The sequence below is a fragment of the Candidatus Pantoea symbiotica genome, assembly GCF_056491525.1.
Map to the genome: position 1 here is coordinate 3,119,553 of NZ_JBSZHR010000002.1, position 14,357 is coordinate 3,133,909.

Annotated in this window: 13 protein-coding genes; 2 read left to right on the plus strand and 11 right to left on the minus strand. The window is 56.4% G+C overall.

What is annotated here, in order from left to right:
• Positions 1-438: 438 nt before the first annotated feature.
• The 3 genes from recJ to xerD are packed head-to-tail and all read right to left on the minus strand — an operon-like array spanning position 439 to position 3,802.
• Positions 439-2,166 (minus strand): single-stranded-DNA-specific exonuclease RecJ, encoded by a 1,728-nt coding sequence (gene recJ / locus ACXIZX_RS15055; RefSeq protein WP_479404454.1) that lies wholly within the window; start codon positions 2,164-2,166, stop codon positions 439-441.
• Between the two features lie 6 nt (positions 2,167-2,172).
• Entirely contained in the window at positions 2,173-2,886 is a 714-nt protein-coding gene (gene dsbC, locus ACXIZX_RS15060) for a bifunctional protein-disulfide isomerase/oxidoreductase DsbC (protein ID WP_479404455.1), read from the minus strand.
• Between the two features lie 22 nt (positions 2,887-2,908).
• Complete coding sequence (xerD, locus tag ACXIZX_RS15065; protein WP_008108233.1) at positions 2,909-3,802, minus strand: site-specific tyrosine recombinase XerD; 894 nt, start codon at positions 3,800-3,802, stop codon at positions 2,909-2,911.
• Positions 3,803-3,902: 100 nt separating this feature from the next.
• On the opposite strand from xerD, the gene fldB reads away from it, so the two are divergent.
• The gene (gene fldB, locus ACXIZX_RS15070) at positions 3,903-4,421 is read left to right on the plus strand and encodes a flavodoxin FldB (RefSeq protein WP_258143860.1); all 519 of its coding nucleotides are present in this window, start codon (positions 3,903-3,905) and stop codon (positions 4,419-4,421) included.
• Here fldB and ACXIZX_RS15075 read toward each other — a convergent pair.
• Positions 4,418-4,777, minus strand: coding sequence for a protein YgfX (locus tag ACXIZX_RS15075; protein WP_008108238.1), 360 nt, complete (start codon positions 4,775-4,777; stop codon positions 4,418-4,420). The two genes, fldB and ACXIZX_RS15075, sit on opposite strands and share 4 nt — an antisense overlap.
• A 34-nt stretch (positions 4,778-4,811) precedes the next feature.
• The gene (gene sdhE / locus ACXIZX_RS15080) at positions 4,812-5,078 is read right to left on the minus strand and encodes an FAD assembly factor SdhE (RefSeq protein WP_061719865.1); all 267 of its coding nucleotides are present in this window, start codon (positions 5,076-5,078) and stop codon (positions 4,812-4,814) included.
• A gap of 218 nt (positions 5,079-5,296) precedes the next feature.
• On the opposite strand from sdhE, the gene ygfZ reads away from it, so the two are divergent.
• The gene (gene ygfZ / locus ACXIZX_RS15085; protein WP_479404456.1) at positions 5,297-6,280 is read left to right on the plus strand and encodes a tRNA-modifying protein YgfZ; all 984 of its coding nucleotides are present in this window, start codon (positions 5,297-5,299) and stop codon (positions 6,278-6,280) included.
• Between the two features lie 49 nt (positions 6,281-6,329).
• On the opposite strand, the gene trhA is transcribed toward ygfZ, so the two are convergent.
• From trhA to ubiI, 6 genes are all read right to left on the minus strand, one after another.
• Positions 6,330-6,983: a PAQR family membrane homeostasis protein TrhA gene (gene trhA, locus ACXIZX_RS15090; RefSeq protein WP_061719863.1), complete on the minus strand. Its 654-nt coding sequence runs from the start codon at positions 6,981-6,983 to the stop codon at positions 6,330-6,332.
• A gap of 241 nt (positions 6,984-7,224) precedes the next feature.
• The gene (locus ACXIZX_RS15095) at positions 7,225-7,968 is read right to left on the minus strand and encodes an SDR family oxidoreductase (protein WP_479404457.1); all 744 of its coding nucleotides are present in this window, start codon (positions 7,966-7,968) and stop codon (positions 7,225-7,227) included.
• A 184-nt stretch (positions 7,969-8,152) separates the two neighbouring features.
• Positions 8,153-11,026 (minus strand): aminomethyl-transferring glycine dehydrogenase, encoded by a 2,874-nt coding sequence (gene gcvP / locus ACXIZX_RS15100; protein ID WP_061719861.1) that lies wholly within the window; start codon positions 11,024-11,026, stop codon positions 8,153-8,155.
• A gap of 99 nt (positions 11,027-11,125) precedes the next feature.
• The gene (gcvH, locus tag ACXIZX_RS15105; RefSeq protein WP_008108250.1) at positions 11,126-11,512 is read right to left on the minus strand and encodes a glycine cleavage system protein GcvH; all 387 of its coding nucleotides are present in this window, start codon (positions 11,510-11,512) and stop codon (positions 11,126-11,128) included.
• A gap of 21 nt (positions 11,513-11,533) precedes the next feature.
• Positions 11,534-12,631 carry a glycine cleavage system aminomethyltransferase GcvT gene (gcvT, locus tag ACXIZX_RS15110; RefSeq protein ID WP_479404458.1) on the minus strand — a complete coding sequence of 366 codons (1,098 nt, stop codon included), beginning with the start codon at positions 12,629-12,631 and terminating at the stop codon, positions 11,534-11,536.
• A 507-nt stretch (positions 12,632-13,138) separates the two neighbouring features.
• On the minus strand, positions 13,139-14,341 hold the full coding sequence (gene ubiI, locus ACXIZX_RS15115; RefSeq protein ID WP_479404459.1) for an FAD-dependent 2-octaprenylphenol hydroxylase: 1,203 nt from the start codon (positions 14,339-14,341) through the stop codon (positions 13,139-13,141).
• Between the last annotated feature and the right edge of the window lie 16 nt (positions 14,342-14,357).

The window sequence follows — 14,357 nt, forward strand, 5'->3', positions numbered from 1 at the left end:
CCTGTGATGACAGTGCCCAAACTGGTTTTTCGTAGGGTGCGCATTCATGCGCACCAGGTCACCATAAATGGCGACCCTACGGGGTCTGTAGCGATTGAGAGTCAGGAAAATGCAGAGTTGCTGCAGCGCGGATGTTGAGGCGACATCCCAAACCGCTGAGCGAATGAGGGATTCCAGGGCGAGCCGCATGGATGCGGCGAGAGGCGACGCTGAGCAGGAGCGAATCGCCGCCGGTCCGTCAGGAATCGTGAATGAGTGAAGGTACCGCGAAGCGGCGGGTTGGGCTGGCGCAGGGCCCGGGAGTGCAGAGGGCGCGGCCAGGCGTCCTCTGCTCGGTCGCCGCACGAAGGTGCTGCAACTGCCTCAGCACATGGCGAACGAAAGTCGCTCTGCGCTTAACTGAGCGGCATTACGCCATTCATGGCGACCTCACGCACCTTACATCGGCCAGATATGATCGATGATCAATTGCACCGAACGATTGCCACGATACTCGTTGATATCCAGCTTGTAGGCCAGCTGCACCTGACGCACGCTGCTGTCTGGCCACAGCGTGGTATCCACGTTGAAGGCAATCCCGTCTAACAGCGGGCCGCCGCCGAGCGGCTCGACCATCACTTTTAAATGACGCTCGCCCACTAACCGCTGTTGTAGCAGTTTGAACTTGCCGTCAAACACCGGCTCCGGGAACGCCTGGCCCCACGGACCGGCTTCTCGCAGCATTTCGGCGGTGTGCAGCGTAAACTCCTGCGCATGCAGTTCGCCGTCGGACCAAATTACGCCCTGCAATGCTTCGCCATCCAGCCACTCATCGATCAACGCGGCAAAACGCGCACGGAACTCCTCATACTTTACGGTTTCCAGTGACAATCCGGCCGCCATGGCGTGACCACCAAATTTGATCATCAAACCAGGGAACAGCGTGTCGAGACGCTCCAGCGCATCGCGCAGATGCAAACCGGCAATCGAGCGGCCAGAACCTTTCAGCGTGCCGTCTCCGGCAGGCGCGAAAGCAATCACCGGACGATGGAAGCGCTCTTTCAGCCGTGACGCCAGAATCCCAACCACGCCCTGATGCCACTCAGGATGGTAGAACGCCAGACCCAGCGGCAGATCGGTGTGCTGGCGCTCCAGCTCATCGCACAGTGCCAGCGCTTCACTCTTCATGCCCTGCTCAATCTCTTTGCGCGTCTGATTCAGCGCATCGAGCTCATTCGCCAGCATGCGCGCCTCGGAGATATCTTCGGTGAGCAGCAACGCCACGCCGACCGACATATCGTCCAGACGACCGGCGGCATTGAGGCGCGGCCCCACAGCAAAACCGAGATCGCTGGCAGCAAGTTGACGCGCATCGCGATTGGCAATCTCCAGCAGCGCGCGAATCCCGGCGCGGCATTTACCCGCGCGGATACGGCTCAAACCTTGCCACACCAGAATGCGATTGTTGGCATCCAGCGGCACCACATCGGCTACCGTGCCCAGCGCCACCAGATCGAGCAGTTCCGCCAGGTTTGGCTCGGCGCGGCTATCGCTAAACCAGTTTTGCTGACGCAGATGCGCACGCAGCGCCAGCATCAGATAGAAAGCCACGCCAACACCCGCCAGCGAACGTGAAGGGAATTCGCTGTCGTTGAGGTTCGGGTTCACAATCGCTTCGGCGGCAGGCAAGGTTTCGCCTGGCAAGTGGTGATCGGTAACCAACACCGGAATGCCGTGCTGATGCGCAGTATCCACACCGGAATGTGATGAGATGCCGTTGTCGACGGTGAGAATCATCTCCGCACCGCGCGCTTTAGCCTGCTCAACCACTTCCGGACTTAAGCCGTAGCCATCTTCGAAACGGTTTGGCACCAGATAATCAACGTTGCCGCCGAGGCTGCGCAGCGCCAGCACGGTTAACGCGGTGCTGGTGGCGCCATCGGCATCGAAATCGCCTACCACCACAATGCGTTTGCCTGCCAGCAGCATCTGATGCAGCAGCGTCACGGCGGCTTCGATGCCACCCAGCGTTTGCCACGGCAGCAGATGTTTAGCGCCGCGCTCCAGTTCCAGCGCCTCTTTCACGCCGCGTTGCAGATACAAGCGGCGCAGCAAAGGGGGCAAATCAGCGGGTAGGATGGCTTCGGTCTCGGCTTCGCGCCGACGCAATTCAACAGAATGAATCACTGTGCGTTAACCGCCACGCTTCTGGCCGTCAAGCACCTGCTTCAGCTCTTGCGGTCCCTGATAGCCAGGAATCATCATGCCGCTATCAGTGAGAATGGCTGGCGTGCCCTGAATGCCAAACAGGATGCCGAGTTTGTACTGCTGCTCGATATTGGTTTTGCAGGTGGCCGGTGCATCCATCTGCGGCGCATCGCCTTTCATCGCTGCATCGAAAGCTTTGTTACGGTCGGCGCTGCACCAGATGGCGCGCATGGCTTTTTCTACCTGACCATTCAGACCTTCACGCGGGAAGGCCAGATAGCGCACGGTGATGCCGAGCGCGTTGTAGTCGGCCATCTGCTCATGCAGCTTGCGGCAGTAGCCGCAGGTGATGTCGGTGAACACGGTGATCACGTGCTGCTCTTTCGGCGCTTTATAGACAATCATGTCTGGCGCCAGCGCCGTGACTTTTTTGTCCAGCAGTTGGTTGGTAACGTTGATTGGCTGGGTGCCGCTGACATCATACAGCGGGCCCTGAATCATGTGCTTGCCGTCTTCGGAGACGTAGAGCACGCCGCTTTCGGTCAACACCGTTTTGATGCCCGGTAGCGGTGACGGCTGGATTTCAGCCTGCTGCAATCCCAGTTTTTTCAGCGTTTGCTGAATGGCGTTGTCATCGGCATGCGCCAATCCAGTGAATGCACTGACCAGCAGAGCCAGCATCTTTAGCTGCTTTTTCATCTTAAATCCTTGTTACCGCATCTCAAGCGCGCGGATGATGCTGTTGATGTAACAGACGCAGGCGCTCAGTGGCGACGTGCGTATAAATTTGGGTGGTCGAGAGGTCGCTGTGGCCCAGCAACATCTGTACGACGCGTAAATCGGCGCCGTGGTTCAGTAAATGTGTGGCAAATGCGTGGCGCAGCACGTGCGGCGACAGCTTTTCGCTATCGATACCGGCAAGGGTCGCATAGTGTTTGATGCGATGCCAGAAGGTCTGCCGCGTCATTTGCTGCGCGCGCTGGCTGGGAAACATCACGTCCAGCGTTTGCCCGTTGAGCAGCCACGGCCGACCATGTTCCATATAGTATTCAATCCAGTACACCGCTTCTTCACCTAACGGCACAAGACGCTCTTTGTTGCCTTTACCGATCACGCGCACCACGCCCTGACGCAGGCTGATATCGCTGATGGTCAAACCCACCAGCTCCGTCACGCGTAAACCGGTGGCGTACAGCAATTCCAGCATCGCCTTGTCGCGAAGTTCAAGCGGCACATCAATGCTCGGTGCCTGCAACAAGCGTTCGACCTGATTTTCACTGAGATCTTTCGGCAGACGCTGCGGCAATTTCGGTGCCGAGAGCAGCGCGCTGGGATCGTCGCTGCGCACTTTTTCCCGATAAAGATATTGGCACAAGCGGCGAATGGCGCTGAGGGTGCGCGCCGAGCTGGTGGCTTTGTAGCCGCCCTCGACGCGTTCGGCAAGAAACTGCTGCAAATCAAGCGCTTCTAACGTCAATAGCGTGCGATCGTGGTGATGCAGCCAACCGGTGAGCGTTTGCAGATCCTGCCGATAAGAGGCGAGCGTGTTCTGCGCCAGATTACGCTCAATCCAAAGCGCATCCAGAAACTGTTCGATCAGATCGCTGTCCTGCACTGTACTCTCCACCCGTGTGAAATCGTGCTCATTATGCCTGAAAGTAGCCTGCTTCTGGTACAATTGCCCCCGAGTCAGTTTCAGACAGAGCATTAATTGCATGAATATTGGTTTGTTTTATGGTTCGAGCACCTGCTACACCGAGATGACGGCGGAGAAGATTCGCGACTTTATCGGTGAAGAATTAGTCACGCTGCACAATTTGAAAGATGACGATCCGTCACTGATGGAGCAGTACGATTTGCTGATCCTCGGTATTCCGACGTGGGATTTCGGTGAGTTGCAGGAAGATTGGGAAGCGATTTGGCCGCAGATTCCGGCGCTGAACTTGCGCGGGAAAATCGTGGCGCTTTACGGCATGGGCGATCAGGGCGAATACGCCGAATGGTTCCTTGATGCGCTGGGCATGCTGCACGAACTGTTGCAGCCGATGGGCGTGCAGTTTGTGGGTTACTGGCCGCTGGAAGGCTATGAGTTTACCAGCAAAAAACCGCTGACCGCAGATGGCAACCAGTTTGTCGGCCTGGCGCTTGATGATGTTAATCAGTTCGAACTGAGCGATGAGCGCGTCGAACAGTGGTGCGAACAGATTCTGACGGAAACTGCAGCGCTGCTTTAAGGCAGCGTTTGCCCCTCGCGCAGAAAACAGCAGGCGCGTAACGTGCGCCATTCACCGGGCGGCAGGTTGTCGTGCATTAACCACAGCCGCCAGCGTTTCCCCTGCTGATTACGCAGCACCAGCAAAACGCCATACGGCAACCAATCCGCCCTGAGATCTGCTCGCCAGCGCACGCCGCGCCACAGCCAGTTGCCCTTCACGTCCAGCGCCAGACGACCTACGCGCTGCACCAAACGGCGCTCGTTGCGCCAGCATTCTGCCAGCAGCAGCACTAACACCGGCGCTTTACTCCACGCCCACGCGTCAGGCCACTCAAGCGCCAGCAGCAAACCGGCGCACAGCAGAAAGAGCGTCACATTCAGTGCGCGCGCACTGCGTGACGCCCGCAGATCACATTGCCACCGGACCGCGTTCACGGTTGCGCTGCTGAATCAGTTTCACCATGCGTTTGAACTCGGGATCGACCGGTTCACCGTGATTCATTAACCAGTTGAACAGATCGGGATCGTCACTCTTTAACAGCGCGATAAACACCTGCTTATCGGTGTCGTCCAGCGAATCATATTCGAATTTGAAAAACGGCATGATAGCGATATCCAGCTCCAGCATGCCGCGACGGCATGCCCATTGGACGCGGGCTTTGTCGTTAATTTCCATGTCTCAGGTTCCATGACTAAAAACAGTGGCGCTCAGTGTACCTGCTTTTTTTTCTCGCTGCAGGCGCTGTGCTTAACCCTGTGCAATGCTCCGGCGTTACATCCCCCAATTTGCAACGGGTATCACGCGATTTGTGCGCCATATTCAGTAAACAGGTTGCAAAGCCGCACTGCTCTTTTACCATTGCAACCTATTACCTCATTAATCAGGAAAGACATATGTCGATTTTTACCCTTCCACCTCGCCAGCCTGCTGCATCGTCACGCCTGCCTTTGACCCTGATTTCGCTCGACGAATGGGCGCTGGTAAAGGTGCAGGGCAATGACAGCACGTCTTATCTGCAAGGTCAGCTGACGCTGGATGTTGCGGCGATGGGCGAGACGCAACATCGTCCCGCCGCGCACTGCGATGCCAAAGGCAAAATGTGGAGCAACATTCGTCTGTTCCATCGCACCGAAGGTTACGCTTACGTGGTGCGTCGCAACCTGCGTGAGCAGCAGCTTACCGAACTGAAGAAATACGCGGTGTTCGCCAAAGTCACCATCGTCGCTGATGATGAAGCGGTGCTGCTGGGCGTTGCTGGTTTCCAGGCGCGCGCCGCGCTGGCGGGCGTGTTCAGCACGCTGCCGGATGCCGAAACGCCGGTAGTACAGCAGGGTGAGAGCACGCTACTGTGGTTTGCCCAACCAGCTGAGCGTTTCCTGCTGGTGACCACGCCAGACCAGGCAAATGCGCTGAAAGATAAATTGGCGGGAGAAGCGCAGTTCAATGACAGCCTGCAATGGCTGGCGCTGGATATCGAAGCAGGCATTCCGGTGATTGAAAGCGCCACCAGCGCGCAGCTGATTCCACAAGCCACCAACCTGCAGGCGCTGGATGCCATCAGCTTCAAAAAAGGCTGCTACACCGGCCAGGAGATGGTGGCGCGCGCCAAATTCCGCGGAGCCAACAAACGTGCACTCTATTGGCTGGCGGGTAAAGCCAGCAAAGTGCCGGACGTTAGCAGTTCAATGGAGCTGCAGATGGGCGATAAATGGCGTCGTACTGGCACGGTATTGAGCGGCGTGCAGCTGGATGACGGCAGCGTTTGGGTGCAGGTGGTGATGAACAACGATTTGGAACCGGATAGCGTATTACGCGTGGAAGGCGATGAAAGTGGCAAGTTGACCATTCAGCCGCTGCCGTATTCATTGACAGAATAATTGCGCACCAAACCCGCAGGGTCGCCATTTATGGCGACCTGGATCGAGCTTACATGACGTAAAAATAAATCGCGCAGAAGTGCAACACGCTGCCGCCAAGCACAAAGCCATGCCATATGGCGTGACTGTAAGGAATGCGGCGCGAGACGTAGAAAATCACCCCCAGCGAATAAACAATCCCACCGGCGGCCAGCAGCCAAATCCCGCCCGGCGAAAGTTTGATCGCCAGCTGATAAATCACCACCAGCGACAACCAGCCCATACCAAGATAAGTCACCAGCGACAGCGCTTCAAAGCGGTGAGCAAAGGCGATTTTAAATAGGATACCGGCCAGCGCCAGACTCCAAATCACCACCATCAAACCCTGCGCCAGCGGCGAATTGAGCCCCACCAGCAAGAACGGCGTGTAAGTGCCGGCAATCAACAGATAGATGGCGCAGTGGTCAAATTTCTTCAGCCAGTATTTGGCTTTTTGATGGGGAATTGCGTGATACAGCGTTGAGGCGAGATAGAGCAAAATGATGCTGCCGCCGTACAGGCTGTAACTGGTGATTGCGGTGATGTTAGCTTGTGATTCAACGGCTTGTGTCAGCATTAACACCAACCCGATGATGCCGAAAATGCAGCCGATTCCGTGGCTGATACTATTGGCGATCTCTTCTGCCAACGAGTAGCCCTGGGCAATAACTGGGTTTTGTACCATGAAGGGATTCCTGAACAACGGAAAAAGCGAGTGTGCTATTTCTGAGCAACCAGAGTAACCGGGATAATTTTCAGAGTACACATGTACGCTAAATTAAATCTGTGAGTGGGTGTGACAGGCGCGAGCTTGATTAAATCGGTCGCCATGAATGGCGACCCTACGGTGATTTGGTGGGGTTTTGTGCGTAAATGATCGTCGATTTCAGGTTTTGTAGGGGTGGCATTTATGCCGACCGGGTTAATTATCGCCCGCCAGCCGCATCAATAAAGGTGCCCGTCACATACGACGCGGCATCGCTCGCCAGCCAGACAATCGCTTCAGCAATCTCTTCGGCCTGACCACCGCGTCCCATTGGCAACATGCTTGCCAGACGATCGACTCGGCCCGGCTCGCCGCCGTCAGCGTGCATTTCGGTATAAATAAGGCCAGGGCGCACGCTGTTGACGCGAATGCCCTGCGCCGCCACTTCCAGCGATAAACCTTTGGTCAGCGTATCCATCGCTCCTTTTGAGGCGGCATAATCCACATATTCACCCGGTGCACCCAGACGTGACGCGGCGGATGACACATTGACGATGGCACCACCTTTGCCACCATGATGCGTCCCCATGCGTTTCACCGCTTCACGACAGCAAATGAATGTACCGGTGACGTTGGTGGCGAACACGCGTTGAATGCGTTCGGCATCCAGCTCTTCCACCCGGCATTGGGTAAACAAAATACCGGCATTATTCACCAGCACACGCAGTTCGCCCTCTTGCTGATCCAACTCGGCAAACATGCGCATGACCTGCGCTTCATCGGCGATATCGCCCTGCAGCGCAAAGGCACTGCCGCCCTGCGCTTCAATCTCTGCCACCACGCTTGCCGCTTCGGCTCGACGCTGGCGATAGTTGATCGCCACGCGATAACCCGCCTGCGCCAGCAATAACGCGGTTGCGCGGCCAATCCCACGACTGCCACCGGTAATCAAAGCCAGATCCATTTTTGCCTCCAAAAAAAAGGGCCGAATAATCGGCCCTTCATAAATACTACCCGTAACTTTAGCCTAAATAATTTGAGATGCAGCAAGGCGGCAAGTTCGTTCATCCCCGGGAGCTTATATCAGTAAGTGACCGGGGTTAATGAGCGCAGCCAACGCCGCTGTGGCTCAAAGTATGACGGCTAAATTATTGGTATTCGCTCATTGGCACACACGAGCAGAACACATTGCGGTCGCCAAATACATCATCCAGACGTTTCACCGTCGGCCAGTATTTGTTAGCGCTGCCGGCCGGGAACACCGCCAGTTCGCGGGTGTACGGATGTGTCCAGTCGCCGACGATTTCTGTCTGCGTATGTGGCGCGTTCACCAGCGGGTTATCTTCCAGCGGCCATTCGCCATCGGCAACGCGATCGATTTCCATGCGGATGGCCAGCATCGCATCGATAAATCGATCCAGCTCGATTTTGCTTTCTGATTCCGTTGGTTCAACCATCAGCGTACCCGCAACCGGGAATGACATGGTTGGCGCATGGAAACCGTAATCGATCAGACGTTTAGCAATATCCAGCTCGCTGATGCCGGTCTGCTCTTTCAGCGGACGTATGTCGAGAATACATTCGTGCGCCACGCGGCCATCGCGGCCCGCATACAGAATCGGATAAGCAGACTGCAGACGGCTGGCGATATAGTTGGCGTTCAGAATCGCCACCGAACTGGCTTGTTTCAGGCCTTCCGCGCCCATCATGCGGATATACATCCAGCTGATTGGCAGAATCGATGCGCTACCGAACGGTGCGGCAGAAACCGCGCCCTGTTGCGTCAGCACGCCATCAATTTGCACTACGCTGTGACCCGGCACGAACGGCGCAAGATGCGCTTTCACACCGATTGGGCCCATGCCTGGACCGCCACCGCCGTGTGGGATGCAGAAAGTTTTGTGCAGGTTAAGGTGCGATACGTCCGCGCCAATGTAACCCGGCGTGGTGATACCGACCTGCGCGTTCATGTTGGCGCCGTCGAGATACACCTGCCCGCCGTGCTGATGCACGATCTGGCACACTTCGCGGATGGTTTCTTCGTAAACGCCGTGCGTTGACGGATAGGTCACCATGATGCACGACAGCTGCTCACCGACCTGCGCGGCTTTTTCACGCAAATCGCCAAGGTCGATGTTGCCTTGTTTATCACAAGCCACTACCACAACCGACATGCCCGCCATCTGCGCAGATGCTGGGTTGGTGCCGTGCGCCGAGCTTGGGATCAGGCAGACATTACGGCCGCCTTCGTTGCGGCTTTCGTGGTAACGACGAATCGCCAGCAGACCGGCGTATTCGCCCTGCGCACCCGAGTTGGGCTGCATGCACAGCGCATCGTAGCCGGTCAGCTGCACCAGCCATTGCGACAGCTGGCCAATCATCTGCAGATAACCCGACGCCTGCTCAGCTGGGCAGAACGGATGCAGTTCGGCGAATTCCGGCCAGGTGATTGGAATCATTTCCGCTGCGGCGTTGAGTTTCATGGTGCACGAACCGAGTGGAATCATCGCCTGATTCAGCGCCAGATCCTTTTTCTCCAGGCTGTGCATGTAACGCATCATCTCAGTTTCACTGTGATGACGGTTGAACACCGGATGCGTCAGGAAAGCGCTCTCACGCACCTGACCAGCCGGAATCGCACTGTTTTCCGCAGCAACAGCGGCATCCAGCGCATCAATGTCCTGGCCGTGCGCATCGCCCAGCAGGATCGCGAACAGCGCCAGCACATCTTCACGCGCGGTGGTTTCATCCAGCGTAATGCCGACGGCATTATGGATATCGCTGCGCAGGTTGACGCCAAAGCTCTGCGCACGGTTCAGAACCGCCGCTTTATCGGCCACTTCAACCGTCAGCGTATCGAACCAGCTGTTGTGACGCAGCTTCAGGCCACCGTTTTGCAGGCCCGCCGCCAGAATGCTGGTCAGACGGTGAATTCGTGATGCAATGCGTTTCAGGCCAACCGGACCGTGATACACCGCATAGAGACCGGCGATATTCGCCAGCAGCACCTGCGATGTACAGATGTTGGAGTTGGCTTTCTCACGACGGATATGTTGCTCGCGGGTTTGCATCGCCATGCGCAGCGCGGTGTTACCGGCGGCATCGCGTGATACACCAATGATGCGGCCTGGCATCGAGCGTTTATGCTCATCGCGGCTGGCGAAGAACGCAGCGTGTGGGCCGCCGTAACCCATTGGCACGCCGAAACGCTGGGCAGAACCGAAGACGATATCCGCGCCCTGCTTGCCTGGCGCTTCTAACTGCACCAGCGCCATGAAGTCTGCCGCTACGCTCACCACCACTTTGCGGCTTTTCAGCTCGGCAATCAGTGCGCGGTAATCGTGCACTTCACCGTGCGTGCCAACCTGTTGTAGCAATACGCCGAACAGATCGTCGTGATCCAGCACCTTGTCAGCACTGTCAATAATCAGTTCAAAACCAAAGGTTTCTGCGCGGGTGCGCACCACATCCAGCGTCTGTGGATGGATGTCATTGGCGATGAAGAATTTGGTAGCGGTTTTCAGTTTGCTGACGCGCTTGGCCATCGCCATCGCTTCGGCAGCGGCGGTCGCTTCATCCAGCAGTGACGCGGAAGCGATATCAAGACCGGTCAGATCCAGCGTCAGGGTTTGGAAGTTGAGAAGCGCCTCAAGACGTCCCTGCGACACTTCTGGCTGATACGGCGTATATGCGGTGTACCAGCCTGGGTTTTCCAGCATGTTACGCAGGATAACCGGCGGTGTGATTACCGCGCTGTAGCCCATGCCGATCCAGGATTTGTAGCGTTGGTTCTGACTGGCAATGGCTTTCAGCTCTGCCAGCGCTTGCTGCTCGGTCGCGGCGTCGCCCACTGCCGGCGGGCCAGGCAGTTGGATATCGGCAGGCACGATAGAACTAATCAATGAAGAGAGCGAACTGGCACCGATCGCTTTCAGCATTAAGTCCTGTTGTTCCGGCGTAGGACCGATGTGGCGCTCAATGAAAGCACCGTTGTGTTCAAGCTGGCTGAGAGTCTGGGTCATTTGCAGTAAATCCTGAATCGGGCTGGGTTACAAAAATGGCGTTAAATCAGGCAGATAAAAAAGAAGGTGGCGCAGCGCGTCACCTTCTAAAACTACCGGTTACTCGTCGATCGCGGCTTTGTAGGCATCAGCATCCAGCATAGCGTCGAGCTCTGACGCGTCGCTGGCTTTGATGCGGAACAGCCAACCATCAGCGTATGGCGCGCTGTTCACCAGCTCTGGCGAATCGCCCAGTTGGTCATTTACCGCAACAATTTCACCGCTCAGTGGCGCATAGATGTCTGAAGCCGCTTTCACCGACTCCGCAACAGCGCAGTCATCACCGGCCGCGAAAGTGGCGCCAACGTCTGGCAGATCGACAAACACCATATCGCCCAGCAGTTCCTGTGCGTGTTCGGTGATACCCACAGTAAAGGTGCCGTCGGCTTCTTTACGGACCCACTCGTGGCTATCGCGGTATTTCAATTCACTTGGCACATTGCTCATTGGCCATTTCTCCTGAAAAAATTACTGGGCGACCGGCTTACCGGCGCGAACAAAAATCGGTTTGGTGACGTTTACTGGCATTTCACGGTTGCGGATTTCCACAATCGCCTGCTCACCAATTCCGGCCGGCACACGCGCCAGCGCGATGCTGTAACCCAAGGTTGGTGAGAAGGAACCACTGGTAATAATACCTTGCTGCGGCTGACCTTGTTGATCGGTGAAACGCACCGTTAAGCCGTTGCGCAGCACGCCTTTTTCGGTCATCACCAGGCCAACCAGCTTCTCGGTGCCGTGCTCGCGCTGCGCCTGCAGGGCATCACGACCAATGAAATCGCGATCGGCAGGTTCCCAGCTGATGGTCCAGCCCATATTGGCGGCGAGCGGCGAAACGCCTTCATCCATCTCCTGACCGTACAGGTTCATGCCCGCTTCCAGACGCAACGTGTCACGCGCGCCGAGCCCCGCCGGTTTGACACCTGCGGCCAACAGCTGCTGCCAGAAAGCGGCGGCTTCAGTAGCAGGCATGGCAATCTCATAACCCGCTTCGCCGGTGTAACCGGTGGTGGCGATAAACAGGTTTTCTTCCTGCACGCCAAAGAAAGGTTTCATCCCGGCAACAGCATCACGCTGAGCGGCGCTAAACAGCGTTTGTGCTTTCTGCTGCGCGTTTGGACCTTGGACCGCAATCAGCGCCAGATCGTCACGCTCGGTCAGCTCCACGCCAAACGGCTGCGCATGCTGTTTAATCCACGCCAAATCTTTCTCACGCGTGGCGGAGTTCACCACCAGACGGAAGAAATCTTCGCTCATAAAGTAAACAATTAAATCATCAATGACGCCAGCGGAGGCATTCAACATACCGGTATAAAGGGCTTTGCCCGGCTGGGTCAGCTTGGCGACATCGTTCGCCAGCAGATAGCGCAGGAATTCGCGGGTACGTGCGCCGCGCAGATCGACGATGGTCATGTGGGAAACATCAAACATGCCGGCATCGTTACGCACCGCGTGATGCTCATCCATTTGCGAGCCGTAATGTAGCGGCATCATCCAACCGTGGAAGTCCACCATGCGCGCACCGCTTGCCTGATGCTGTTCGAATAGAGGCGTTTGCTGAGTCATAACCATCCTGTGAATACAAGTGAGTGTGACGCGCCTGCGTCGCCTTAGCAGGCTGACGCAAACGTTCTCTTTATGCTGAAGTTATCACCTAATGCGGCAATTAACCATGAGGAAAACGAGGGCGAAACACTACCACCTTTCAATGAGCCACCGAACAGCCACCAGCATAAATCACTGCGTTATTGTGATTAGCCTCGCACAAAATACGACTAAATTACTTTCATGCAGCAAATTGAGGGAATAGACGCCACAGGTTTAAGAAATGGTCCGGCATGTGAATGGTTATTGCATGAATTAATCTAATGCGAATTAAGGGGTAAAATTAGAATAAATCAAACGAGGCGCGATTGCGGTGCAGCGCTGCATCATTGCGGTGCAGCAAAGAAAAATGGGGTTGATTTGGGCGTAATGAGTGTCAGTTGAACGGTCGCCATGAATGGCGACCCTACGGAGTTTGGGGGGAGTTTGTAGGGTGCGCATTCATGCGCACCGGGGATACAAAGGTGATTAGCGTATCCAGCTGGGTAGATCGTTAAGCCCCATCGCCTGTTTCAGCATCAGCGGTTTGACGCCCGGCAAAGTATCGGCGAGCTTGAGGCCAACATCACGCAGCAGCTTTTTCGCCGGATGGGTGCCGGCAAACAGTTCGCGGAAGCCTTGCATCCCCGCCAGCATCATCGCCGCGCTGTGCTTGCGGCTGCGCTCATAGCGACGCAAATAGAGATGCTGGCCGATGTCTTTGCCTTCCTGATGTAGCCGGCGAATTTCACCAATTAATTCAGCTGCATCCATAAATCCAAGATTCACGCCCTGCCCGGCCAGCGGATGGATGGTGTGGGCGGCATCGCCGACCAGCGCCAAACGGTGCGCGGCAAAGTTACGCGCATAACGCGCTGTTAGCGGGAAGGTTTTACGTTCGCTCTCGACCTGACACAAGCCAAGGCGCATATCAAATGCCACCGACAACTGTTGATTAAATAGCACTTCCGGCATCGATTGCACGCGCGCCGCTTCCTGTGGCGAGAGCGACCAGACAATCGAGCATAAGTGCGGATCCTGCATCGGCAGGAACGCCAGAATACCGTCGCCATGGAACACCTGACGCGCAATGGCATCATGCGGCATATCGGTGCGGATGTTTGCCACCAGCGCGTGATGTTCGTAATCCCAGAAGGTCAGCGGAATATCCGCTTTGTCGCGCAGCCACGAATTCGCGCCGTCGGCAGCCACCAGCAAACGAGCACTCATCATGCTGCCATCTTGCAGGGTAATAAAGGCTTCGTTATCGCCAAACGCCACTTGCTGTAACTGTGCCGGGGCAAACAGCGTGATATCGCTGCTCTGACTGGCGCGCTGCCACAACGCGCTGTGAATCACTTCATTTTCAATGATATGACCGAGATGCGATAATCCCTGCTGCTCATCATCAAAGCTGATCGATCCGAAGCTGTCCTGATCCCACACTTCCATGCCGTGATAGGCGCAGGCACGCAGCGCCAGAATGCTCGACCAGACATCGAGCTTTTGCAGCAGGCGCTCGCTGGCAGCGTTGATGGCGGAGACGCGAATCGACGAATTGGCCGCCGGATCAAACTGTGGCTCGGGTGCTTTTTCCAGCACGGCAACGCGTAAGCCGCTGCCTTGTAGTCCGCAGGCGACGGCCAAGCCCACCATGCCGCCTCCGGCAATTGCCACATCAAAAGTTTGCATTGCTGCCCCTTAATTC